This window comes from Mycobacterium sp. URHB0021 (assembly GCF_054057895.1).
In genome coordinates this window covers 3,447,858-3,472,428 of the sequence record NZ_JBSRZT010000002.1, presented here as the reverse complement: position 1 = coordinate 3,472,428, position 24,571 = coordinate 3,447,858, and the positions used below count along the sequence as shown (strand labels likewise).

At 62.1% G+C, this 24,571-nt stretch carries 20 protein-coding genes and 5 pseudogenes; 10 read left to right on the top strand and 15 right to left on the bottom strand.

All coding sequences use genetic code 11. The features are described from left to right. The first annotated feature begins 973 nt into the window (after positions 1-973). The 3 genes from ACVWWN_RS19285 (at position 974) to ACVWWN_RS19275 (ending at position 4,042) form a co-directional block, all read left to right on the top strand. A complete protein-coding gene (locus tag ACVWWN_RS19285) occupies positions 974-1,450 on the top strand; it encodes an MFS transporter (protein WP_457145276.1) in 477 nt (158 codons plus the stop codon). A 150-nt stretch (positions 1,451-1,600) separates the two neighbouring features. Beyond that, positions 1,601-3,265, top strand: a complete 1,665-nt coding sequence (locus ACVWWN_RS19280; RefSeq protein ID WP_457145270.1) for an AMP-binding protein — start codon at positions 1,601-1,603, stop codon at positions 3,263-3,265. 243 nt (positions 3,266-3,508) lie between these two features. Next, positions 3,509-4,042 carry a nucleoside deaminase gene (locus ACVWWN_RS19275; RefSeq protein WP_457145275.1) on the top strand — a complete coding sequence of 178 codons (534 nt, stop codon included), beginning with the start codon at positions 3,509-3,511 and terminating at the stop codon, positions 4,040-4,042. Positions 4,043-4,367: 325 nt separating this feature from the next. Here the strand turns inward: ACVWWN_RS19275 and ACVWWN_RS19270 are convergent, their stop codons facing one another. After that, positions 4,368-4,637 (bottom strand): hypothetical protein, encoded by a 270-nt coding sequence (locus ACVWWN_RS19270; protein WP_457145274.1) that lies wholly within the window; start codon positions 4,635-4,637, stop codon positions 4,368-4,370. A gap of 217 nt (positions 4,638-4,854) precedes the next feature. Here ACVWWN_RS19270 and ACVWWN_RS19265 point away from each other — a divergent pair, with 217 nt between their 5' ends. Together ACVWWN_RS19265 and ACVWWN_RS19260 are read left to right on the top strand one after the other, a co-directional pair. Continuing rightward, on the top strand, positions 4,855-5,031 hold the full coding sequence (locus ACVWWN_RS19265) for a hypothetical protein (protein WP_457145273.1): 177 nt from the start codon (positions 4,855-4,857) through the stop codon (positions 5,029-5,031). Positions 5,032-5,044: 13 nt separating this feature from the next. Beyond that, positions 5,045-5,665 (top strand): annotated as a pseudogene (locus ACVWWN_RS19260) (class I SAM-dependent methyltransferase); the annotation flags it as partial. Between the two features lie 1,202 nt (positions 5,666-6,867). Here the strand turns inward: ACVWWN_RS19260 and ACVWWN_RS19255 are convergent. The 4 genes and pseudogenes from ACVWWN_RS19255 to ACVWWN_RS19240 all read right to left on the bottom strand — a co-directional run. Continuing rightward, complete coding sequence (locus tag ACVWWN_RS19255) at positions 6,868-7,173, bottom strand: hypothetical protein (RefSeq protein ID WP_457145272.1); 306 nt, start codon at positions 7,171-7,173, stop codon at positions 6,868-6,870. A gap of 3 nt (positions 7,174-7,176) precedes the next feature. After that, on the bottom strand, positions 7,177-7,482 hold the full coding sequence (locus ACVWWN_RS19250; RefSeq protein WP_457145271.1) for a hypothetical protein: 306 nt from the start codon (positions 7,480-7,482) through the stop codon (positions 7,177-7,179). Between the two features lie 324 nt (positions 7,483-7,806). After that, positions 7,807-9,471, bottom strand: a complete 1,665-nt coding sequence (locus tag ACVWWN_RS19245) for an AMP-binding protein (protein WP_457145270.1) — start codon at positions 9,469-9,471, stop codon at positions 7,807-7,809. Between the two features lie 260 nt (positions 9,472-9,731). Beyond that, positions 9,732-9,975 (bottom strand): annotated as a pseudogene (locus ACVWWN_RS19240) (IS630 family transposase); the annotation flags it as partial. Between the two features lie 40 nt (positions 9,976-10,015). On the opposite strand from ACVWWN_RS19240, the gene ACVWWN_RS19235 reads away from it, so the two are divergent. Then, positions 10,016-10,390, top strand: a complete 375-nt coding sequence (locus tag ACVWWN_RS19235) for a hypothetical protein (RefSeq protein ID WP_457145269.1) — start codon at positions 10,016-10,018, stop codon at positions 10,388-10,390. Here the strand turns inward: ACVWWN_RS19235 and ACVWWN_RS19230 are convergent. The 6 genes and pseudogenes from ACVWWN_RS19230 to ACVWWN_RS19205 all read right to left on the bottom strand — a co-directional run bounded on the left by ACVWWN_RS19230 (position 10,384) and on the right by ACVWWN_RS19205 (position 17,046). Then, on the bottom strand, positions 10,384-11,241 hold the full coding sequence (locus ACVWWN_RS19230; RefSeq protein ID WP_457145268.1) for a GNAT family N-acetyltransferase: 858 nt from the start codon (positions 11,239-11,241) through the stop codon (positions 10,384-10,386). The genes ACVWWN_RS19235 and ACVWWN_RS19230 overlap by 7 nt on opposite strands. A gap of 33 nt (positions 11,242-11,274) precedes the next feature. Continuing rightward, positions 11,275-12,417, bottom strand: a complete 1,143-nt coding sequence (locus ACVWWN_RS19225) for an LLM class flavin-dependent oxidoreductase (RefSeq protein WP_457145267.1) — start codon at positions 12,415-12,417, stop codon at positions 11,275-11,277. Positions 12,418-12,531: 114 nt separating this feature from the next. Beyond that, positions 12,532-13,944: an FAD-dependent oxidoreductase gene (locus tag ACVWWN_RS19220; RefSeq protein ID WP_457145266.1), complete on the bottom strand. Its 1,413-nt coding sequence runs from the start codon at positions 13,942-13,944 to the stop codon at positions 12,532-12,534. After that, a complete protein-coding gene (locus ACVWWN_RS19215) occupies positions 13,931-14,380 on the bottom strand; it encodes an AMP-binding protein (RefSeq protein ID WP_457145265.1) in 450 nt (149 codons plus the stop codon). The genes ACVWWN_RS19220 and ACVWWN_RS19215 overlap by 14 nt, the downstream gene beginning before the upstream one ends. A gap of 150 nt (positions 14,381-14,530) precedes the next feature. Then, on the bottom strand, positions 14,531-14,899 hold the full coding sequence (locus ACVWWN_RS19210) for an MFS transporter (RefSeq protein ID WP_457149189.1): 369 nt from the start codon (positions 14,897-14,899) through the stop codon (positions 14,531-14,533). 1,178 nt (positions 14,900-16,077) lie between these two features. Then, positions 16,078-17,046: pseudogene (locus ACVWWN_RS19205) on the bottom strand (IS630 family transposase). A 1,168-nt stretch (positions 17,047-18,214) separates the two neighbouring features. Between ACVWWN_RS19205 and ACVWWN_RS19200 the strand changes: the two are divergent. Next, a pseudogene (locus tag ACVWWN_RS19200) lies at positions 18,215-18,556 on the top strand (hypothetical protein); the annotation flags it as partial. After that, positions 18,553-19,251 (top strand): alpha/beta hydrolase, encoded by a 699-nt coding sequence (locus ACVWWN_RS19195; protein WP_457145264.1) that lies wholly within the window; start codon positions 18,553-18,555, stop codon positions 19,249-19,251. The pseudogene ACVWWN_RS19200 and the gene ACVWWN_RS19195, both read left to right, overlap by 4 nt. Positions 19,252-19,890: 639 nt before the next feature. Here ACVWWN_RS19195 and ACVWWN_RS19190 read toward each other — a convergent pair. Further along, positions 19,891-20,136: a hypothetical protein gene (locus ACVWWN_RS19190; protein ID WP_457145263.1), complete on the bottom strand. Its 246-nt coding sequence runs from the start codon at positions 20,134-20,136 to the stop codon at positions 19,891-19,893. 330 nt (positions 20,137-20,466) lie between these two features. Here ACVWWN_RS19190 and ACVWWN_RS19185 point away from each other — a divergent pair, with 330 nt between their 5' ends. Continuing rightward, positions 20,467-21,300, top strand: a complete 834-nt coding sequence (locus ACVWWN_RS19185; RefSeq protein ID WP_457145262.1) for a hypothetical protein — start codon at positions 20,467-20,469, stop codon at positions 21,298-21,300. A 328-nt stretch (positions 21,301-21,628) separates the two neighbouring features. After that, positions 21,629-21,925 (top strand): annotated as a pseudogene (locus tag ACVWWN_RS19180) (4-hydroxyphenylacetate 3-hydroxylase C-terminal domain-containing protein); the annotation flags it as partial. Between the two features lie 566 nt (positions 21,926-22,491). On the opposite strand, the gene ACVWWN_RS19175 reads toward ACVWWN_RS19180, so the two are convergent. The 3 genes from ACVWWN_RS19175 to ACVWWN_RS19165 all read right to left on the bottom strand — a co-directional run bounded on the left by ACVWWN_RS19175 (position 22,492) and on the right by ACVWWN_RS19165 (position 24,408). Beyond that, a complete protein-coding gene (locus ACVWWN_RS19175) occupies positions 22,492-22,644 on the bottom strand; it encodes a hypothetical protein (protein WP_457145261.1) in 153 nt (50 codons plus the stop codon). 166 nt (positions 22,645-22,810) lie between these two features. Further along, positions 22,811-22,966 (bottom strand): hypothetical protein, encoded by a 156-nt coding sequence (locus tag ACVWWN_RS19170; RefSeq protein ID WP_457145260.1) that lies wholly within the window; start codon positions 22,964-22,966, stop codon positions 22,811-22,813. Then, positions 22,963-24,408, bottom strand: coding sequence for an FAD-binding oxidoreductase (locus ACVWWN_RS19165; RefSeq protein WP_457145259.1), 1,446 nt, complete (start codon positions 24,406-24,408; stop codon positions 22,963-22,965). Before ACVWWN_RS19165 ends, ACVWWN_RS19170 begins: the two co-directional genes overlap by 4 nt. Positions 24,409-24,571 lie beyond the last annotated feature (163 nt).

Below are 24,571 nucleotides of genomic sequence, written 5' to 3'. Positions count from 1 at the left end.
ACGGCGTCACACGGAGTGTCGGTCGCTCACGAGCTGCACCAGCTGCGAGCAGCGCCCTGCCACCGGGACCCGCGCGACGGCCGCGATCATGCACCTCGGCACTATCTATGGTCGTCGCCCATCACGCTCGGCCAGAGGCAACGGTACAGCCGAAGGGTCCGCCTCCACATCGGCGTCCGACCTGCAGGAAATATCGGTCCCTTCTAATTCCCCGAGGGGCGCGCCAGAACAGAGCGCGCGGCCCCGGCCTTTACGGTTTTGGAGTCGTGACCGACATCTCATTTGGTGGTGACGCCCCTAACGTCATGAAACTTCGAGGGAAGTGATCCGAGCCGCCTGCCCGGCTCCACTGGCCTCATTGCGCTGCATCGAAGTGGCCCATCGTCAGTGCAGAAGTTGGCCTAGCGTCGAACTCATGTTGATTGGCAGACGCTACCCAAGATCTCAGGTCTTCTGTGCGCCAGAGACACTCGCACACCACGTCACGGTATAGGAGCGCAACTGCGCGGCTGACCGACAGGCTTCGCCACACCGTGGCTTCACGGATTGGTCAGGGTGCATAGGTGATGACAAGACCAGCCGCCCGCCGCAGGGGCCGCTCGTCGGCACGAACGGGTGTATCAAGGGAGCAACGGAATGAAGAGTTCTCTCGTGCTGAGCGATATGCCGGGTGGCAACCGCTTACCGCGATTGTGGAGCGCTGGATGTCATCGGCGTGCACGACTACGGCTGTTCTGGCACCGGGCCCGTCGCCGGGCCTGACGGCGCGGATCAAAACTTGAGTCGGGTCTGCTTGCTGGGCTGAGGAACTCCCTGTTCGTCAAAGATCAGCACCTTTTTCAGACCTTTTCGCGCTATCAACGTGTGGCGTCCTGCGACGACAGCAGGAGGCAGGGCACATCGAGCACGGTGTGGTGCTGGGATCACACGACTGGAGTCGCATATGTCAGGTCATCTCATTGATGATTCGCCATTGACGTCCTTCGACAAGAAGCTCGCGCTGTACCCGTCGGACGGGCCGTTCATCGACGGGTATGCGCTGACGATCGTCGGTGTTGTACTCATCACCCTGGAGCCGGCACTGGCGCTGACGTCGACAAAGATCGGGCTGATCGGCGCTGCGAGTCTGGTCGGCATCTTCGTTGGAGGTCTGTTCTTCGGCTATCTCACCGACCGGATCGGCCGGCGATTCATGTACATCGCCGATCTGATTGCGCTCGCGCTCTTTTCGATTTTGTCGGCGTTCACCGGTGAGGCCTGGCAGCTTGTCATCCTTCGGTTCCTGCTCGGCGTGGCGATTGGTGCCGACTACCCGATCGCGACATCGCTGCTGGCCGAGTACTCACCGAAGAAGTACCGCGGGACGCTACTTGGCGCCATGTTCGTCGTCTGGACTCGGCCACTGGTCGAAGGACACTGCGCCATCTGGCGTGGCCACGGATTTATTTGAGCCACTTGGTCGTTCGGTCATAGCAGACCGATGAACTGAGTCGTTGGGACACTGCCGAGCTGGCGGAGCTGGCCAGACGGTCCAACCAATCGGATATCGCAACAATGCTCGGGCGCGGTCATGGAGTAGTCGATCCCATCAGGAGGAATGATGTCGGCCTTTACGATTCGTCCGCCGGCTTCCAGGGTGCGGGCGTACCGCGCCGCTGGGGTGTGGCGCGACTACGGGTCGATCGGTTATCTGCGCCGGTGGCGAGACCAGACGCCGCAGGCCTTGGCGGTCAGTGCATTCGGTCCCTCCGATGCACCGGTACAGATCAGCTACCACGCTTATGCGCATCTCGTCGAGCGCTTCTCGGGTGCACTCTACGAACTAGGGGTGCGGCCGGGCCACGTGGTGGCGATCCAGCTACCGAACTGGTGGCAGGCGCTGGTGTTGTTCCAGGCGGTGGCGCGGTTGGGTGCGGTGCTCGCACCGTGTATGACCACGATCCGGCCGCGTGAACTGCAGCGAATGCTGCGACGGGTGGAGGCCAGCGTCTGCATCACCGTGGACCGGTGGGCGGGTTTCGACCACGCCGAAGCGTTGCGCGACATGGCTTCCCAGTTGCCGACGCTGCGTCACCGGGTTGTCCTCGGGCAGGCAGGGAAAGGAGATATCGAATTCACCCCGATGTTCGAAGAGACCCCGTGGGAGCAGCGCCATCCAGTGGCGTTGGACGACGCCCAGGAGGACCCAGACGCTGTTTCAGCAGTGTTTTTCACTTCGGGAACCTCAGGGGAGCCGAAGGCCGCACTGCACACCGAAAACACGATATTCACCACCACCACCGGCGTGTGCGAAGTCATGGATATCGAGTCCTCGGACGTGTTGTTCACCCCGCACGCCCTCATGCACATGGCGGCGCAGATGTCGGCCAGAGCAGCGTTGCAGACCGGCGCCTCGATCGTCCTGCTCGACACCTGGTCGGGGCCACGCGGGCTGCAGGTGATGGCCGAGAGCGCCACCACGCAACTGGTGATAGCCGCACCGGTCTTCATCAATGACTTGATCGCAGCACTCGGGGAACAGCAGGGTCCGCAAGTTCTTCCGGCCTTGCGCGCGGTCGCCACCGGCGCCACCACTATCCCGGCACCACTGGTTGCAGCAGTCGCCAAGGCGTTCGGCAGGCCGCTGCAGACCAGTTTTGCGATGACAGAGACAGGTGCGGCGACGATGACCCGGAGCGACGACCCGCCGGACTGGGCCGCCCACAGCGATGGCAGACCAGTGCTGTCAGTGGAACTGGACCTGCGATCGGACGGCGAGATCAGCCGCGAGCGACCCGCTGAACTATTCGTGCGAAGTGGCGGCGTGTGTGTGGCGACGGTGGGACGTGACACCGGCAATGTGGTGGTGATCTCCGAGCATGACGACGGCTGGTATGACACCGGCGACTTGGCCGTGCCCGACGGGCGCGGAGGGATTCGGCTGATGGGCCGCGCCGGCGACCGGATCGGCGGGGCGTTCATGATACCGGTGAACGACGTCGAATCTGAGTTGCTGCGCCATCCCGCCGTTCGAGACGTGGCCCTGGTTGGCTATCCGGACGGGCAGGGAGGTGAGCTGGCCTGTGCGGTCGTCGTTCCCACCAACACCCCGCCGGTCACGCTGGATGAACTTCGTCAGTATCTGGGCGACTTGGGCATGACGGATTGGTATATGCCCACCCGGCTCGAGTGTGTCGACGCGCTACCCCGAAACGGCACCGGCAAGGTCCGCAAGGAATTGCTACGGCGCTGGCTAAAGGGCGAGGCCAGCCTCACCGACCAGTAGCAACCCATTTACCGTAGGCGACAGATAGTGTTTGTGAGACATAGGTCTCGGTGGCAAGTTTCGCGCAGTTTGTTAACCGCCGGGGCTACAACGACCACACCACCGATGACGACGAGACGAGATGTGCTGCGCCTGGGGAGTGTGGCTGGGGCGGGAGCGATCGCGGCAGCTTGCTCAGTCGCGCCACACGGGCACGCAAATCGCTGGGTGATAACGACCTCGGACGCTTCCGCCTCAAGCGAGTTGCCGTCCCTATTCGACGCCCATCCACAGGCCCAGCAGGCTGCGCACCGGTTGCTTGCGATTGCGCCCAGCGCCGAGGAGTTGCGCATCCACGAGCAATTCATGCAACTTGCTGTTGACGTGTCGGGTGGCAATGCTTCCTACCCCTTCGGGGCAGTGATGGTCGATCACATGACTGGTGAGGTGCTCGGGCGGGGCGCGAACGGAAGCTCGCAGAGTCCGATGCTGCACGGTGAGGCGGTGGCGATCAATGACTACATCGCTCGGCATGGGAATCAGGGCTGGAACCGATCGACGCTGTATTCGACCGGCGAGCCGTGTGCCATGTGTTGTGGTGCGCTGGCCTGGGCCGGCGTACCCCGAGTGGTGTGGGGCAGTTCGATTGGCGCCATTCGTGAGTCGGGTATTCCACAGATCGATATCCGCGCGGTTGAGGTCGCTGCTCGCGCGTACGAAATGTACACGCCAGAGTTGTACCTCGGCGGGGTGCTTGCCGACGTGACCGACAAGCGCTTCGCCACACGGCGACGATAAGTGCAGCCGAGGGTTCCGCACGGCGGCCGCGCCTGAACGGTCACGAGCCCGGCAGCGGCCAAGTGTTCGTTGGCCATGAGGCCGGTCTGGGGTGCCACGACTGCCCGGGGTGGATTCGATGCCCGGGGCCCAGGGGACGGAGAATCGCGGGGAGAGGATGGGCCGCAGTCCAGAGGAGCCCTTCCAACTCGCTGATGACGACACCGTTACCAGCGCTAAGGCGGCCCACTGGCAGGCTTGCGCGACGGCCCGCGCGTCGGTCGCCGACCGCTCGCTGGACGCTGTCGTGACGGGCCATCGATCAGTACCGCATGCGCCTGGTTCCTCAACGCGGCCGGCATCCAACTGTTCGCCGTGCTGGGAACGCGGCCGGCATCCAACTGTTCGCCGTGCTGGGAACCACGGTGCTCACCGAGAGCGCGAACAGAATCCCCGAGATGATCCAGCCGAACGCGATCACATTGCGGCGGCCCAGCCGATCACCCAGGAAGCCGTGCGTCACGCCGCCGAGGTAACCCACCGCGTTCGCCACGCTGAGCAGCACCAGCGAGTTGGTGAAGCTGACGTGTTTGCCTGCCTGGCTATTCGGTTTCATTAAGTGAGTCAAGCGGGATGATCGGGGACGGTCTGGCGAGTCGGAATGGGGATCTTCAACTTTCCTCGGCGGCCCATGCGACTGCGTATTTAGTGACGAGGAGCACGAGCTCCCGGATGTGTCCCTTTCGCCGTGCTGACAGGCGTCGCGGCAGCGGAGAGTCTTTCGGGTTGGCGCCGTTGACATTAACTCCGTCTGTCTGGCGTTCGTCAGCAACGTGACCAAACCCAAATATGTTCTGGGCAGCGACGAGATTGCGCGTCTGCAGACGCAGGCCGCGCTGATCGTCGACCCGACCCTCTGCTCCTTCAGCGTGGCGGTATTCGGCCTGGCATGCGGGTCCTCGACCTCGGCTCCGGGCTGGGCGACGTCGCGTTTCAAGTCGCCGAGATGATCGGACCAGCGGATCTGTGCTGGGCGTCGAGCAGGATCCCGCTCAGATCGCCGTGGCCATGCAACGTCGCGACGGGTTCGGCTTGCGCAATGTCGACTTTCGCCACGGTGACGCGCGCACGTTCCTGGACGAGGAACCGTTCGACGCCGTCGTCTGCCGACTGCTGCTAATACACCTGCCCGACATTGTGGATGTCCTGGCCCACCACTTACATAACCTGCGTCCGGGCGGTGTCTTCATCGCCGTCGATTGCGACGTGGCTGGTGTGCGCGCGCTGCCCGAGGTCGAGCTGTATTCGCGCATTAGTCTATGGATCATTGCCGGTTTCGAATACATATACGGCGACGTGTTCGTCGGGATGCGCTTTCCCGTGCTCTTCGAGCAGGCGGGTTTCCGTGACGTCGGGACCCTTGGGTTACAGGTCTACTGCCCGCCGAGAAGCCCCCACGTAGTGGCGTACATCGTCGCTGCTGTGCGCACGATGAAAGACGCGATAGTGAACTCCGGTGTCACGACCGAGGAGGAGATCGGCCTCGACACGCTCGAGCAGCGGCTCGGCGAGGCCATCATGTCGGTGAACGCGGTGTTCTCATTGCCGACTCTGGTCGGCGGGTGGGGACGGCGCCCCGAGTAAGTGCTCGTATGCAGATTTCAGTACTCGAACAGGAATACGGCAAGATCGACTATGGACGGTTACCGGTAGGCGCCGTATTGCCCTGTTCTGCAGTGCTTTTCACTGCCAAAAATGTTGAAGAGCTTACGATCGTCCATCGGTAAGCTTCGTCTTCTAGAATATGACTGGTCTCCCACCTTTCCATCCCGCGGCGTGGCGGCGTTTCATGTCGTCAAGGCGCGATGGATCACGTTGCGTTCCATATGATGCGGTTTAGCGGCCCCTTTCGCGGGATCGTAGCGCGTAGACTACGGCCCAAATCGTCATGGTGACAAAACTGCGTCGACAGCAACCCCTTCATCCACAGCAAGCGCCATCAGCATCGGCACTATATCGTCGGCGGCCAGTCGGCGCGATGCGCCCACCACGCACACCTGCGGACGTTCTGTGTCGTGCCTGAGTAATGTTGCCTCACAGGATGTCAAGCTGCCCGCTCTTGCTCCCACTGTCGTTGATCCGATCGATAGGCCCCTCCCCTTTCGCTATCTCTCACTAAATCGAATCGGCGGGCCGCAAAAAGATACCACCTTTGAGACAGTTAATTAGCACTGCTCCCGATAAGATATCGCTGGTGGCACCCGTGCCGGACATGTCGCTACGACGTGGACCGGCTCCTCTGCCAACGCGCTGAGCGCTACGCGCGCCAGCTCGGAATCGCTCTGGTTCGCTGAGGACGTCGATTCCAGGACAATCGGTCGGACGATCTGCGCCAACCATGCCGGCACAGTCGAAGGTGCCGGATCGAAGGAGCAGGCGCCGATGAGCTGGATGGAGTCGTCCCAGTCCGGGTGTAGGTAGTCAAACGGTTGGGGGGTGGCCACCAGAACCAGCGGTGGCCGACGCGCATAGTCGTCAGCCGATGTGAGTGGCGGGATGCCGAGCTGGGCGCGAATGATCCTGAGGGAGCTGACCATCGAGTCGGATGCGGTGAAGTGCCGTCGCGGAAGCGCGTCTCTGAGGCGACCGACCGGGCCCGGTAACGGCCGCAGCCCCGGCCCATACGGTGGGACTCCTTGCGATCGCAAGTATGGCAAGTAGGTCCAGAACGACAGCCAAGGCAGGCCGCTGGCTTCGGCTAGCGCGGATGCACCCGAGCAGTTCGGGTCGAAGGTCAGCACGTCTGGGCGAACGTCGCTTATCGCTCTGGTCAGATCGGGGACTTCTTAGTCGGCATGCCGCGCGAATGTATTTCGCTCTCGTGACAACGCCTGCTGCGGGTTCGCGGCGCCCGCGTCATCCAGGGGCATGCCCTCGATACGGGGATCGACCGGTGCGGTTGCGAATCCCATGCCGCGGCCGTCGCCCTCTACACCGGCGGCAATGGTCCGCAACGCGATGTCGTGGCCCCGGTTACGCAGATCCGTCAGCAGCGCGCTGATTGGGAAAAGTGTCCCATCGCCGGAGTGGTGTACGCGAGTATTTTCGCCATAACAAGGCCTTTCATAACCAGAGCGGATGGAAAAGTCCAACGGTCAGCGTTGGAGGTGCGGTGTCATTTGCGGTTTCCACGCGACTTCCGGAAAAGGCAGTGGCATGGCACACGGCTCGCCGGTCGAATACAGCGTCGATCGGTTCCAGCCCTGATTCCCATGCCGAGCGATGTAGTCATTGATCGCCACCGCCTCACCGTGCAGCATCGGACTCTGCGAGCTTCCGTTCGCGCCCCGCCCGAGCACCTCACCAGTCATGTGATCGACCATCACTGCCCCGAAGGGGTAGGAAGCATTGCCACCCGACACGTCAACAGCAAGTTGCATGAATTGCTCGTGGATGCGCAACTCCTCGGCGCTGGGCGCAATCGCAAGCAACCGGTGCGCAGCCTGCTGGGCCTGTGGATGGGCGTCGAATAGGGACGGCAACTCGCTTGAGGCGGAAGCGTCCGAGGTCGTTATCACCCAGCGATTTGCGTGCCCGTGTGGCGCGACTGAGCAAGCTGCCGCGATCGCTCCCGCCCCAGCCACACTCCCCAGGCGCAGCACATCTCGTCTCGTCGTCATCGGTGGTGTGGTCGTTGTAGCCCCGGCGGTTAACAAACTGCGCGAAACTTGCCACCGAGACCTATGTCTCACAAACACTATCTGTCGCCTACGGTAAATGGGTTGCTACTGGTCGGTGAGGCTGGCCTCGCCCTTTAGCCAGCGCCGTAGCAATTCCTTGCGGACCTTGCCGGTGCCGTTGCGGGGTAGCGCGTCGACACACTCGAGCCGGGTGGGCATATACCAATCCGTCATGCCCAAGTCGCCCAGATACTGACGAAGTTCATCCAGCGTGACCGGCGGGGTGTTGGTGGGAACGACGACCGCACAGGCCAGCTCACCTCCCTGCCCGTCCGGATAGCCAACCAGGGCCACGTCTCGAACGGCGGGATGGCGCAGCAACTCAGATTCGACGTCGTTCACCGGTATCATGAACGCCCCGCCGATCCGGTCGCCGGCGCGGCCCATCAGCCGAATCCCTCCGCGCCCGTCGGGCACGGCCAAGTCGCCGGTGTCATACCAGCCGTCGTCATGCTCGGAGATCACCACCACATTGCCGGTGTCACGTCCCACCGTCGCCACACACACGCCGCCACTTCGCACGAATAGTTCAGCGGGTCGCTCGCGGCTGATCTCGCCGTCCGATCGCAGGTCCAGTTCCACTGACAGCACTGGTCTGCCATCGCTGTGGGCGGCCCAGTCCGGCGGGTCGTCGCTCCGGGTCATCGTCGCCGCACCTGTCTCTGTCATCGCAAAACTGGTCTGCAGCGGCCTGCCGAACGCCTTGGCGACTGCTGCAACCAGTGGTGCCGGGATAGTGGTGGCGCCGGTGGCGACCGCGCGCAAGGCCGGAAGAACTTGCGGACCCTGCTGTTCCCCGAGTGCTGCGATCAAGTCATTGATGAAGACCGGTGCGGCTATCACCAGTTGCGTGGTGGCGCTCTCGGCCATCACCTGCAGCCCGCGTGGCCCCGACCAGGTGTCGAGCAGGACGATCGAGGCGCCGGTCTGCAACGCTGCTCTGGCCGACATCTGCGCCGCCATGTGCATGAGGGCGTGCGGGGTGAACAACACGTCCGAGGACTCGATATCCATGACTTCGCACACGCCGGTGGTGGTGGTGAATATCGTGTTTTCGGTGTGCAGTGCGGCCTTCGGCTCCCCTGAGGTTCCCGAAGTGAAAAACACTGCTGAAACAGCGTCTGGGTCCTCCTGGGCGTCGTCCAACGCCACTGGATGGCGCTGCTCCCACGGGGTCTCTTCGAACATCGGGGTGAATTCGATATCTCCTTTCCCTGCCTGCCCGAGGACAACCCGGTGACGCAGCGTCGGCAACTGGGAAGCCATGTCGCGCAACGCTTCGGCGTGGTCGAAACCCGCCCACCGGTCCACGGTGATGCAGACGCTGGCCTCCACCCGTCGCAGCATTCGCTGCAGTTCACGCGGCCGGATCGTGGTCATACACGGTGCGAGCACCGCACCCAACCGCGCCACCGCCTGGAACAACACCAGCGCCTGCCACCAGTTCGGTAGCTGGATCGCCACCACGTGGCCCGGCCGCACCCCTAGTTCGTAGAGTGCACCCGAGAAGCGCTCGACGAGATGCGCATAAGCGTGGTAGCTGATCTGTACCGGTGCATCGGAGGGACCGAATGCACTGACCGCCAAGGCCTGCGGCGTCTGGTCTCGCCACCGGCGCAGATAACCGATCGACCCGTAGTCGCGCCACACCCCAGCGGCGCGGTACGCCCGCACCCTGGAAGCCGGCGGACGAATCGTAAAGGCCGACATCATTCCTCCTGATGGGATCGACTACTCCATGACCGCGCCCGAGCATTGTTGCGATATCCGATTGGTTGGACCGTCTGGCCAGCTCCGCCAGCTCGGCAGTGTCCCAACGACTCAGTTCATCGGTCTGCTATGACTCAACGACCAAGTGGCTCAAATAAATCCGCCGGATCCGCAGGATGGTGTCAGTGCCGTTCTGCTCTGGCTGGTGCCGTCGATCAGCTGGCCAGATTTCGGCGCATCCTGGCAGCATGAGTACGTCACGAATCCTGTTTGGACGGAGGAAATCCGAATGCACGGCCACACCCGCGAGGCCATCGATTGCGACAGCCCCTAGGTGCTCAGCCATCGACCGGGTCGAGCAGTACGTGACATCTGCGGGACGCTCTCAGGCGTCGCAGTGATCAACGCCTCGATTTGGGTGGCGCGGACTGCCCGCGGCCGACCCTGCCGTGGTTCGTCCAGCAGCCCATCGCATTGATACTCATTGAACCTCCTTGCGGATCGCGCTGCGATTACCGGCCTAACCGTCAGACAATCAACAGGTGTGGCGACGCGGCCAGAGGGTCCCTATTTCGGCTCTGTGGCGTCCGAACCACTCATTAACACGATAAAGAGCGCCAACGCGTCGCGCCTGGAGGTGGTCGTCGGGGATAGCGGCGCCGTGCTAAACGTGTGTATCCGCGATAACGGCATTGGTGGCGCAAACCCGCGCGGCCCAGGACCGATCAGGCTACGCGACACGGTGGCGGCGATCGGCGGCTCGATGCAGATCATTAGCCCTGCGGGCGGCGGCACAACGATCCAGATTTCGATGCCGATTCAACAGATTGACGGCGAGGCTGCGGCTTGGTCCTGCCGCGCCTGGCTGAACCCCAGTGATGGGCCGAGGTTTCTCAACGGGATGTGTTGTCTTCAATAGAGAATGGAGGGCAGAAATACTCCTCGCGGTTCCTGATATAGGCCAATGGTCATGAGGTTGCCTATGTACACGACTCGTAGGTCATGTTGCAGGCACCAGCGCAGGAGTTCGGTGTTGCGCAGCGGTACCAAAAACCCGGCCTCAGAGAATTCTTCGGCCGCGCCGATGAGCGCGGCGAGATCATCGTTGGTTTCCGCGACCGAGTGCGCGAAACGGCCAATGCCGGTTGCGTAGCCGCTGATGCGTCCTTGACGCTTGACGACTTTGGCGCTGCGCTGCGCAATCGCCTCCACCAGCTCACCGTTGCGGTCGTGGCCGAACACACGTCGACACAGGGCATTACAAGCATCGAGGTCCGGCTCGGCCGCCGTGCGGACAAGATACCCAGGTAGTGCCAGCGCCAACGGGGTGCCTTGTACTTCGGCCACCGGTTCGCGAACATCGAACCCGACTTTGCTGTAAAGGCTCATCGAGCGAGTGTGATAGGCCACTTGGACCAATCGCACTCCGGGCGCGCCGCGAGCCGCGCTTCGCTCGAGGACCGCCATCATCAATGCGCGGCCGATCTGGCGGTCCTGCACTGCGGGCTCCACAGAGACGGGTCCTACGCCAAGCATTGTCGAGCGCTCATCGAGGAAGTTACTGCCAACGACCCTTCCCTCTAGGTCCGCGACGACACCGAAGAAGCCGGGATTCCTTATCAGTTGCGAGGTTAGCGCCATTGCCGCCTCGACCGAAGGGATTTGCGGTGGATATCCATGGCGGCCGGCAATGGCTGCGAACGCTTCATAGCAGATCCGTCCACAGACGGGAGCATCGTCGAGCGTGGCGGCACGTATTCGTAGCTGCATTAATATTTCCTCATATTTTGTTCGCGGCTTAGCTCATAATTTGCGCAGTTGACGAAGGATTCTGGTGAAGGGAAGGCATGCCGCCATACCGCGGCACAGACTGGGCTGTAGGCTGCTGAGGTTGCCGAGCACCGCGTATCGCAGGCCCTGGTCCCGCCATTCGGCGACCTGCTCGATGACTTCGCCGGGCGTGCCGGTGAGGAGCATCTGTTTGAGCAGTGACGGCGGCACGTCAGCCGTCAACGACAATACGGTCTGCTCGTCAAACGCATGCGGAACGATGTCTTGTGCGCCGGTGAACTCGTCACCAAGTGGGTGAGTTCCCCCGTGGCGGGCCCATAGCTCCGCAGGTGCGTTGAGTGCGATTGATTTCATGGCAGGCATGCTCAATGCTTCGTCGACCTCGTCGCGGCTGCGACCCGTCACGACGAAAAATAAACCCGCGGCGGTGAGAGCCATCGGGTCGCGTCCGACGTCGGACGCCGCAGCCCGAATCTTTTGCAGGCCGGCGGCGTAGTCTCTGGGCCGCAGCGTCATAGCGGCGGGATACCAGCCATCGGCATAGCGGCCGGTGGCCTGCAGCATGCGCGGCCCATGGGAGCCGATCCAGATGTCCGGCCACGCGCCGCGGTAGGGCGGCAGATCGAACACGGCGTCGCGCAGCGGGAAGAACGGCGAATCGCGGTCGATGAGTTCGCCCCCGGAGTTCCAGAGCGCGCGGATCGTGGCCAGGGCTTCTTCGAACCGTGCCACCGGCTGTGACCAGTCCACACCGTAGGGTTCGTTGCTGGTGCGGGCGCCGGTACTAATGCCGAGGATGGCTCGTCCCCGGGTGAGCAGATGCAGTGTGGCGGCCGCTTGTGCGGTGACGGCGGGATGGCGTCGGCTTGCATCCGTCACGCCGATCCCGAATCGACGCTTTACCAATCGATTTCGGGCAGCTAGGTACCCGAAAATCGTCCACGGTTCGTAATGTGCATCGATCTTGGGCGCCAGCCGAGCACTCCCGACGTTCTCCGATGTCATAACTGATCGCGGGAATAGGGAGCTGAGATGGTCGGGTAGCCAGAAGGAGTCAACCCCGCTGCTGGCCGCGGTGAAGTAACTGGCGCGCACCAACGCCGTCGGTGAGTAACGGGTATGCAGCGGCTGTTCTGACAGCCCGACTTTGAACATGGCTTATCGCTTTCACGTGGGCGACAGATGGATGTGACCTTGTCGCTATGTCGTTTCACCGCTTGTCGTTGGTGTGCTCACGCGGAATGCCTCAGCAGCTTCTGAATGACTCGCTTACCGGGGCCCGTTTTTGGTAGAGCGTTTCCGGAGTTTGCCCGTATCGGCTTCACGGGTAACCGCTGGCTTTCGTGACCTCTTGGCTACCCGCAGCATCGTCGAGGGGTGCATCAGCTGCGACGGCGGATCGAGAAGGTTGATCAACCGTAGGAATTGTTGGACGACGGCGGGATCGGTTTCGGCGGCACACAGGACCCGATCCAGGTAGGCGTTGCTGGCCCGTACGGATGCCGGTCGGCGTCCTTTTATTTGGGGCAGAGCCAGGTCGGAGTTCACCGCGGCCTGCCAGGCCACGCGAATGTCTTTGGCGGACGCGCGAAAGAATCGCCGCGGTAGGTCGCTGTCACACTGGGTGAGGCAGTCGCGCAGCACAAGCGCTTCAATCGCGGCGACCGACATGCCCTGTCCGTATAGCGGGTTGAAGTTGCACAGCGCGTCGCCGATGACGATCAGCCCGTCGGGGGTTCGGGTCAATTTGTCGTAGCGGCGCCACCGGTTGGAAGGAAACCGGTACTGGGTGATGTCGGCCAGCGGTTCGGCACGGCGTGCGGCAGCAACCACGTGCGGGGGTGCAAGGTCGGTCAGGCAGTCCAGCAGCGACGCGTGATCGGTGGGCGCTGGTCGTCCGGCGATGGTTTGGACCGCCAGCCGGTAGGTGTCGTCCTCGCCGGCGAACATCGCAAAGCACATAGGTCGGTTGGGTTCGGGACCGGTGAAGGCGAGGTTCTCGCGCAACGTGTCGGCCGGTAGGTGAACTGGCAGGCCGGCGTAGGTGATGTGCACCGTCAATTGATCTTCCCGGGGGCGCTGATAGCCCAGCTCGTCGAGAAACACCGGTGCCCTCGAGCCGCGTCCGGTGGCGTCCACGACAAGATCGGCCGCCATGGTCGTCTCGGCGCCAGAAGCGCGGCGCGCGACCACCACACCGGTCACCCGGTCATGGTCGCGCGTCGCGGTCAGACGCACCGCCTCGTGACCATCGAGGATCTGCACGTTGGCAATGGCATGCATCCGTTGCCGCACGCGGTACTCCAGAAACGGGCGGCTGACAAAGTAGGTGACTATCGACTGAGGGTCAGGAATCGTGCCGGCTGCCAGCAGCCGGTGCCCGCCGAACGATACCGAAAGCCGTGACAAGTCACCATCGTTCCACACCCGCGCACCGCCTCCGACCAGCTCGTGAAGGAAGCCGGGAAACAGCTCATCGAGGATTTGTGTGCCCCGTGCAGTGGGTAGGTGCGGCAACGCGCCCTGCGGGATTCCGCGGCGGGCCACTGGTGCGTCGGGCAGCGTGTCGCGTTCCACCACGGTCACGTCGCTGTAGAAGTTGGCGAGCACACGAGCGGCCAGCAACCCACCGATGCTTGCTCCGAGAACCAGTGCCGTCTCACCACGTTCAGGCATCGTCATCAACTCTCCACGGTAACCCCGTCGGGCTCTGCCGGTGATGACGTGAGAACGCAACCTGCCGATCCCTACCTTCATTGAATGAAAACCGGCGGACATAACTGTCTGGTGCCCGGACCGTGTTTTCCACCAACCGCGCCACCGCCTGGAACAGCACCAGTGCCTGCCACCAGTTCGGTAGCTGGATCGCCACCACGTGGCCCGGCCGCACCCCTAGTTCGTAGAGTGCACCCGAGAAGCGCTCGACGAGATGCGCATAAGCGTGGTAGCTGATCTGTACCGGTGCATCGGAGGGACCGAATGCACTGACCGCCAAGGCCTGCGGCGTCTGGTCTCGCCACCGGCGCAGATAACCGATCGACCCGTAGTCGCGCCACACCCCAGCGGCGCGGTACGCCCGCACCCTGGAAGCCGGCGGACGAATCGTAAAGGCCGACATCATTCCTCCTGATGGGATCGACTACTCCATGACCGCGCCCGAGCATTGTTGCGATATCCGATTGGTTGGACCGTCTGGCCAGCTCCGCCAGCTCGGCAGTGTCCCAACGACTCAGTTCATCGGTCTGCTATGACCGAACGACCAAGTGGCTCAAATAAATCCGTGGCCACGCCAGATGGCGCAGTGTCCTTCGACCAGTGGCCGAGTCCAGACGACGAACATGGCGCCAAGTAGCGTCCCGCGGTACTTCTTCGGTGAGTACTCGGCCAGCAGCGATGTCGCGATCGGGTAGTCGGCACCAATCGCCACGCCGAGCAGGAACCGAAGGATGACAAGCTGCCAGGCCTCACCGGTGAACGCCGACAAAATCGAAAAGAGCGCGAGCGCAATCAGATCGGCGATGTACATGAATCGCCGGCCGATCCGGTCGGTGAGATAGCCGAAGAACAGACCTCCAACGAAGATGCCGACCAGACTCGCAGCGCCGATCAGCCCGATCTTTGTCGACGTCAGCGCCAGTGCCGGCTCCAGGGTGATGAGTACAACACCGACGATCGTCAGCGCATACCCGTCGATGAACGGCCCCGCCCGATGAGTACAGCGCGAGCTTCTTGTGGAAGGACGTCAATGGCGAATCATCAATGAGATGACCTGACATATGCGACTCCAGTCGTGTGATCCCAGCACCACACCGTGCTCGATGTGCCCTGCCTCCTGCTGTCGTCGCAGGACGCCACACGTTGATAGCGCGAAAAGGTCTGAAAAAGGTGCTGATCTTTGACGAACAGGGAGTTCCTCAGCCCAGCAAGCAGACCCGACTCAAGTTTTGATCCGCGCCGTCAGGCCCGGCGACGGGCCCGGTGCCAGAACAGCCGTAGTCGTGGTCGCCCATAGACAGTCAGCGCTCCGAAGTTCCGGTCGGCGGTGGCAACACGCGGCGGCATACGTGCGAATAACCAGACGGATGGGTAATATTCCGGCGTCGATGCGGGCGCGTCGCCTGGGCCGGATTGTGCTGACTCCTGCGGTACGGAATCTTCGCGCCCACAGCGCCGCAGGGCAAATCAGCACATCGCTCAGCACGGTAGCACTTTCATTCCGTTGCTCCGTTGGTACACCCGTTCGTGCCGACGACTGCCCCTGCGGCGGGCGGCTGGTCTCGTCATCACCTGGAACCCTGACCACCCCGTGAAACCATAGTGTGGCGAAGCCAGTCGCTCGCCGCGCCGTACGCTCCTCTACCGTGACGTGGTGCGCGAGTGTCTCCGGAGCACAGAAGACCTGAGATCTTGGTAGCGTCTGCCAATCGACATGACATCGACGTTAGGCCGGCTTCTGCACTGACGGTGGGCCACTTCGATGCAGCGCAATGGGGCCGGTTGAGCCTGGCAGGCAGCCCGGATCACTACCCTTGAAGTTTCACGAGGCGTCACCACCAATTGGGATGTCGGTCACGAGTCCGGAACCCTGAGGGCCTGGGCCGCGGGCTCTGTCCTGGTGCGTCCTTTGGCGGAATTAGAACGGCTGCCGATATTTACTGCCGGTTGCAGGCCGATGTGGAGGCGGGCGCGACGCCTGTACCTTCGCCTCGGCCGAGCGTGTCGGGTGACGACCACAGATGGTGCCGAGGTGCATGATCGCGGCCATCGGCCGCGTCCCGGTAGCAGAACGCTGCTAGTGGTCCGTCTTAGTTTTGGCTAACTACTTGTTGGAGTTTTGTGCGTGCGCTGGACTTTGGCGAGGATGGATTCGGCGGTGGCTGTCCACACCTAGGGTTTGGGGTCTGCGTTGTGGCTTTGAGACATTCCTCGATGCTGGCGATCAGGTCTGGCACTCTGCCGAATACGCCGCGACGCAGGCTTTCGTCGGTCAGGTCGCGGAAGCAGCGCTCGACCTCGTAGAGCCAGAACGACGATGTTGGCGTGAACCACGGTGCCGGTTGAGCCATCGGTGGACCCGATGTGCTTGTGGGTGCTGTAGTTGTCCAGGATCAGATGGACGTGTAGCCCGTCGGGACTTCGCGGTCGATCGTGTTGAGGAATATGATGAACTGGTGTGACGGTGCCGGGGCAGGCATTGACCAATCACCATTCCGGTCAGCACATCCAGGGCGGCGAACGAGGTGTTGGTGCCGTTGCGCTTGTAGTCGTGGGTCATCGTGGCCGCCCGGGTGGCCACCATCGGCAATGAGGCCTGTGTCCGATCCAAGGCCTGGGTCTGGGATTTCTCCTCCATACAAGCACGATGGCCTTCTGCGGCGGGTTTAAATACAGGCCGACCACGTCGATGAGCTTGCATATCCGTTGCACCGTAGCCGGACCACTCCGACCCGCTTGGCCATCGTCCGGCACGACCGATATGTTGCATCCGCCTGAGTCGTTGTGGTGGTCAACCGCACAATCTCAGCGACCGTCTCTTCGGGAATCGACGGCTTGCGCCCCGGCCGTCGGGTATCTTGCCCAACCCGGCCAGTCCGTCGACGGCGAACCGCTGTCGCCACGCCCGCAGGGTCACCGGCGTCACCCCAACTTCTTCGGCGATCACGTTGTTCGCCACCCCGTCCGCAGCCAACAACAACACCCGCGCCCGCAACACCTGCCGATACGGCGCCGACTTCGCCCGAGCCAACCTCAAAACGTCTCGCGCTCACCGTCTGACAAAAGCAATGCCGCAGCTGGTGTAGAGCGTGAACAACCGGCGCCCCGTGGGACGCCGCTGCTCCGGCATTGATTCGACTGATATTGGGGTGAGCGGCAATTCGCAGAAATACGCTGCCCGCGTCATGAGGGCTGGCGGGGAGGATGTACCTGTTGCGGTGACAGGGGTGGCGCGTGGCCCCTGTTAGCCGCAAGCAAGTGGCCCACAAGCATTGCCGGATCTCACTTAACATCGGAGACGCGTTGGTTGCGGGAACCACCGAGGTCTGCGAGGCCCCTATCGGGGGTGACCCTTCCTGAATGCGGGCAGCTGTAGAGGCGAGGCCTGAACTCATCGAGCGTCAGCCTGCGGATGCGGCTCGGCGTGAACTCACTGGCGAGTTGTTCAGTGGGTGTTGGCGGTTGTGATCGACGTTAACGCCTTGCGATGACCGACATTGACTGACGCCGCAACCGAATCACCGGGTACACAGTCGCAATCGACGGCGGTGTTCCTACCGAACACGTCTACGGAGGACTAAAGATGACGCACCTTCTTCACATCGACTCCTCGCTGCGGGGTGATCTCTTTCAGCCGGCGTCTGGTGCCCCGCACAACGTATTTCGTACGAACCACATGATTTCGCCCAACAACTGGGTATGTCGGGTAACAGCACGATTCTCGAATGAAACCGGCCTGGTGTGCCATCCTCTGTTAGATCAGGCACGCCGAAAGGTCTTTGGATATAGCCCGCCAATTTATGAGAAATGGGGCACTGGGTTGAGCGTCCGATCCGACGCTGCGACGCCTTCGCGTCGCCTAGTGGGACGTTGCTCCAGACAAATCTCTTCAATACGTTGGCGTCGACATCGAGAGGATCCACAGTGCTCGCCATACCTCGAACTATCGGCAAGACCCCTTCGTCTACGGTCTACGTCCCTCGTTCCAGACCGTCGAGGCGTGTCCGCTGTACTGCTTTTTGTGATATCCGCCGCAGCGCCGCTCAACGCGGTCGCTGGGGTTATACCGACTCGTCTTGCGCTTAGTGGCTTGGCTGGCGTGTCTCATGCGCATCTTGCAGTAGCCGTCGTACGTGCGTTGTTCACTGTCGACCATGTTGCCACTGCCCGTCACTTCATCAACGCGGCTGCACTGCCTTCCTATATCGCACCCGGATTGAGCCGACCGGCTGTCGTCACTCAAAAGGCGTTGGTGCGCGGTGTACCGGTTATGCGTGGTGCCCTATGGACGGGATCAGTTCGCGGTGGCCCGGGGCGTGGAAATGGCGAAATGCGGCAGTCGGCTGCTGCCCAAGGACCTCACCGCTCCCCGACTGCGCGACAAGGTGCTCCGGGCCATGGCGATGACCGACGGCGCCCGCCGCGTCGCCGTCGGCTATGTAACGACCGGTGCGCGGCCCGTGGTGCCGACCTGATCGAACAACGGCTGCTCACCTCGACGCGACCCAAGGCCTCGGATGCCGCGTATCCCCCGCAGTTGGCGAACCCAGTTGTCAAGTCCGTCAGTAGGATCGCATGATCGTTCCCTCAGTGCTGCTCGTCCCAGGTGCCTGGCACAAGCCAGACCACTTTCGCCTGCTCATCGACCAACTAGCGGATCTCGACGCGCACACCGTAGCGCTGACGAGCAGCGGTGATGACCCCGCCACACTGCGGGATATGTATGCCGACGCCGAAGTGATCGCGCAAGCAGTCGCAGCCATTGACGGGCCAGTGGTTGTGGTCGCTCATTCTTACGGCGGCATACCCACCACGCAGGGATTGACGAACGCGCGGAATGTCCCACACATCGTCTATCTCGCCTCATTCCAACTGGACGTCGGTGACGGGCTGCTTTCTGGGAACCCCGGGGGTGCACTATTGCCGTGGGAGAAGCTGCACCACCGGAACGGAATCGGCGACTACGTCGAAGCCATGGCGCCCGAGACGGTGTTCTACAACGATCTCGACGCCACGGCCGCAGCGTGTGCCGCCCGACAACTCGGTTACCAGTCCTACATCTCGATGCGACAAACACTGACCGAGACCGCGTGGAGGACCATTCCAAACACTTACGTCATCTGCGAAGCCGACAATGCGGTTCCTGTCGCCGCTCAGGAGCTGATGGCCGAGCGCGCCGATAACGTCCAACGGCTGAACACATCGCACTCGCCTTTTCTCTCTCAACCCGCCGCGCTCGCACAGCTCATACGGCGTTCGCTTGCCGACGCCTAACTTGCACTCGAATCACTCTGTCGAAGAAACAAGAAAGGAATAGGCCCGGTGCCGTCGCGCTGAAGCCTCGGCTGTGCCGATGTAGAGGGCGCCGCGAACCATCCTAAATCGACACAGCTAGCGTGTTTCTCACCGTGAAATTGCCCTTTGGCTGGCACAGCACCGAACGTCCCGATCCAAGGTTGCGGCCCCAAGTGACAGCCATCACAGGCCATCCGTCGATCACATTTGCGTTAGTTTCAGTATATCCAAATTGTGAACTACTAACTGGGCCACCGACTAGGAGATCGAATTGACTACGAATGAGCGCGACGAGGTGAATGTTAAGCCGTCGCCTGTCATGATCATGTCGAAAAGTGCCAACTAAATCTGAAACAGGCGGAGGAAGTGCGTTTTGGCTTCGAAGGCACTGCAGGCAATGTATACAGTCGTACCGGTGGGGACGACTCGACTGTGATATCTCGCGCGCACCGCCCACATCTCCCGGCGGTCGGAGACCCTGCTGATGCTGGAGCGGCTGATCGCGATCACGTCAACGGGCACGAAAGCTACGCTGGGCCACGTTCAACGAGATGCCGTGGGCTCCCTGAGGCGTTCCCTGCGGTCCGGAAAGTCTGATCCTTCGGTTTTCGGCCACTTTCAAAGGGGCACAGCCATGTCCGCTGTACCGGAGAGCCGCGCGACCAACTCGTTCGACGAGTAGGAAACCACGCCAACCGGAAGGCGACGATCATCGGCTTCTTTGCCTGGTTTCTCATCGACGCCGACAAACTCGCGCGCTACGAACCGACAGTCCAAAATCCCAAAGAAAAACGAGGAAAGAGCCGTGAAATCAATCGAGATGACAATCGACACCGCCGCCGCTATCTCCGCCGGTCCGGGCACGGCCAGCGCTACCCCCGGACCCATCACCGGGCAAGCACTACGGCATCGCCGTCGGCGATAAGGGTCGCGATCGCCATGACATATCGGTCGTTGCGAGGCCGTCTGCTTGAGGGACGTTCGAAGTTCGCCTATGGGCAACACCGGAACGCGCATGTCTAGAGGTGTGAGCCGGCGCAACAGTCTGGCACCTCCTATCACGGGCTGGCTGCCGACGCGGAAAGCCGTGAGGGGTAGCTAATACGGCAGATATCCCATTCCAGGCCGCGATGTCGGCTGGCAGAATGTACCGCGAAACACACATCGCAGATCGGAATCAACAGACACACGGCCATGCTCAAACTCAATGATTCTCTAGCCTGCATCGAACTCGCCAAAAAGCAAAGCCAGGAACTCAATGCAGTGTTCGGTAGATGGGCGAAAAGCCAAGGCATCGAGGCGATCTGTGTGCGAGACCGTCAATACGCCCGGTACACCTGGGCCATAGCCATGTATCGCGAACCGGAACAGAACTTGACTTCGCTCGCCGGAGAGCTGGTCAACAACTTGCGAATCGCACTCGATTACGTTGCCTTACAGATCTACCAGGCCGGCGGCGGCGACCCAGCCGCCAGACAGGCAGAATCTGTTTCCTTCCCCATCGTCGATGACGAGAAGGACTGGGAAAAAGCGGTCTCCGACCATGTTCCCTTCGCGTGGGACGAAGCGAAACAGAAATTGCAGTGGTGCCAGCCATTCGTTCAGATCGGACCACAAACCAGCGCCCTACCAGCACTCCGCGGAGTCGGCGCCAGAGATAAACACCACAACCTTGTGCTCTACGCCATGGCCGTCTTCGGTGTCGGCGACGTCGCACCCGACCTCGGCGATGACATTGAGACGACCATCAAGATGGCCCAACCTGGGCCCGACCTTTCGCTCGATCGACCCGCCATCATCAGCGAGGCTTACTTGCAGACGGCTGACAGCGTTCCGCCAAACGTCGTCCTCATCCCATGGTCGAGCGGCATCAAATTCGATCCTCCTCCAGCGCCGGGAACCGAATTCGGATTCCGCGCGACGGATGGATCCAACGTCAGCATCAACGCCATCCCAGTGCTCATTTCGTACGTGGAACAGTTGGTGAAACGGTTCGAGCAATTGGAGCCTCCACCGCCGATGTCCTGATCATCGGGGCGTTACCCGGTTGGTGCTCGGCACTTCGGATTCAGATCCGCACATCCGCGGCCCCGGCCCCATCCCGGCAGTTTCGAAACGGTCCACGCGTGTGACACGGAGAGTAGGAATCAACAGTATCTAAATGGCATCAGCGGAGTTCCGCTGATCCTTACCGGCCCGTATGTGACCGGGAGACAAACAACCGGTAGGTGATCGAGTGCGCTATCAGCAGTAGCCTGTCGCGATTGCGACATGGGCTGCACAGCTGCCTGGTGCTTGGACTGTCTTTGTAGTGACGGTCGCCGACTGATATACGCGTTTGGGGCGGTGATGGGATCGCGGCGTGCAAACCCGAGTCGGGGAAGTGATCGGGTGGCGAACCCTGTTCTGGTCCTTGACTAAATCGATGGCCCGCGACCCCGAACCGTGGATCGGCGACACGGTGATCCCCAAGCTCAAATACGGGCTGACATACCGCGTGTTCATGATCAACGGCTATCCCATCTATCTGCCGTCGAGCGCACGAGACTTCCACAGCCCGCGGGTGCGGCCCTACTTGGACAAGTACGTGCGCGGGTCGGACGGTATGCCGGCCGTCGAACGGGTGAAGGTCATGAAGGCCCTGTGGGACGCGCGGGTTCGGGACATAGTGACATCCTTCCAGCGGGACCATTCATCCCGCTATCGCGATGTCCACCATTCGGGGTAACCCCAAAACGGCTTGTATGCGCTTATTCCTGACGCCGTAAAAGAACGGGGCCCTAGGGGTGACTTCTAGTCAACGTCGCAACAGTTGATTGTTTGGTGAGGTTAGCAGCGCGGTGAAACGACGTTCGGCCGGACTGCCGTCTCCGAGGACGCGGCGGGTCGTCTTTTGAGCTCATGTTCGTTCTGCAGCAGCTACTCTGGATGGATTGGCGGTTGTTTCAGAAGGCCACTCGCAAGCTTCGTGGCACGCGACACGTGAGACGAGTAAGGATCCGTTGATGGTCGGCAATGCCGAGCGGACCGAAACCAACGCTTCGAGGAACAGCGCGAGCGTCTCCACAGCCGGTACCTGACGCCCGAAGGCGCGCGGTCGCCCTCCTCGGCGCGCGGTTTGCACCACAACGATCCGGTCATCAGCATCGTCGAACGCACCATCCGCTTCTACCGAGAACAGCTCGAGTTTCCGCTGACCGGGTTGATCGAGGCCCGCGACTATCCGGCTCCTGGCACCTCTTCTTCGACAACGGCAACGGCAATGTTCGTCCCTTCTTTGGTTTCCCCGGCCACGATCTCGGTCGGTACTAAAAAGTGTTGGGCGGCGGCCTGCAACACGTCGCGATCAGCGTCGAGCCGCGGTGATGGCACCACCTCGCACCAAACTGATCGACGCGAGCGTGGAACTCAGCGAAGACAGCGAGGTCTCGCTGTACTTCCGCGGGGCCCGACGGCGCCCGCTTCGAGCTCATCACCGACCCGCTCAGCCAGATTTACGGAGCGAAAGTGCTCTGAGCGGTAGCTCGATACCATTCCGCTAGACACCGTGCATACGTTGCGTGGCGATGGCGGCGAGGAGTTGACGGTGCAACGGCGTGACATCAACGCAGTCCTCCCGCTCAACTAAGGTGAGTTCGCCGTCGGTGGCGGCCTCCATCGTACGATCGGTATGTGCCACGCTGTGGAGCGTCATCCGTTGTCCCCTTGAGGTTTTGGCGACGTCCCGCTTTCGGGTGCGATGTTGTGGTTCATGCGGAACAAATTGCGTGGGTCATACCGTGCCTTGATGGCAGCCAATCGGTCGTAGCGTGCGGGACCGTAGATCGCACGCAGCTCCTGAGCGGTGGTGCCCTGGCCAGCACCGAGCAGGTTGGGCATTATCTCGTCCTGAGCCCAGGGTGAAAGTGCATCGATCAGCATGGTTAGCTGCTCGTCGAAAACGGCAGTCATGTCGCGTCGTCCGCCACCGGCGGCAATCAGCGACCAGCGCGTATCGCGACCGGGAACGGCGTTCGGTACCGCGGGCGGACGTTGCAAAGCTCCTCCGAGCCGGCGCAATTCAACGAATCCAAGCTGGGTGCCCGATTCGGGCCCAAGCATGTCAAGCACGACATCGGCGGCCACACTTGGGAAGTCCTGCAGGAGTATGGCGCGCTGTACCCATGCGATCGGCACAGGGGGATCCATGAATATCGAACTGGCGTTGCGATACCGCTGCTCGGTGATCGTGTCGAGGATCGTGGGGGCGATCATGCGGATGGGCGCCAGCACTGGTGCTACTTGCTCTCGCGGCAGAAGCGAGGAGAACCGCACCTGAATGACGAACCGGTCATGCAGCGGCTCCGGCACCGTGGGCATTGGGCGCGAGCGCAGGAGTGCAACAGAGGAACTTATCTCCTCCGGTAGGTCAACCGCCCACTCTTGCCATGTATGCAGCACTTCCGCGGCGTCTTCGCCGGCGAACACGAGAACCCCGCCATAGACGCTTCTTGCAGGGAAGAGGCTGAACTCCAGGGCGGTGACGACCCCGAAGTTGCTCTTGCCGCCGCGCAGTGCCCAGAACAGGTCCGGCTCTGAGTCGGCGGTGACCCGGCGCAGCTCGCCATCGGCGGTGACAATCTCGATCGCTCGCACGTGATCGGCGGCGTAGCCGTGGGTGCGGCCCAGGATCGGGCTGGCCCCACCGCCGAGGTGGTAGCCAACGACGCCCACGTCTCCAGAACTGCAACTGATTGCCGCGAGCCCGTGCTTGTCGGTCAGGTCCAGGACCTGTTGCCAACGGGCACCGCCCTCGACGCGGGCGAAGCGTCGGGTCGGGTCGAGAAATCGTACGTTCATCCGGGAGACGTTGATCAGCACCGAGTCCTCGGCAGCGCGGGCCACCTGATGCCCTGTCGCGAGGACGGCCACCGGCAAATCCCGCTCAGCGGCGAACCGAACCGCCGCCTGCACATCGACTACGCTGAGCGCGCCCACGGCGACGGCTGGCCGTACCGGAGTCCACAGGTTGGATGTGTCACATTCGACGCGATAACCGGCCTCATAAGGCAGTAACACCGGACCGGCGACCTGCGCCGCGAGGTGAACCGTATCGGCGCGACCCCATGACACCGGACCGCCGTGGCTTGGACTCATCTCGCGCCGCGGAGTTGTCTACTGTGGCTCGCGATGTTCACCGCGGCCCCTTTCATGTATGGACGAGTCCCTCGCTTGTTCACCGGGTTTCGCGTGAACGACGAATCAAGCTGCGGAATCTCCACCGTTCCTCCTCCTGAAACTTTTCCATTGCATAGCGCTC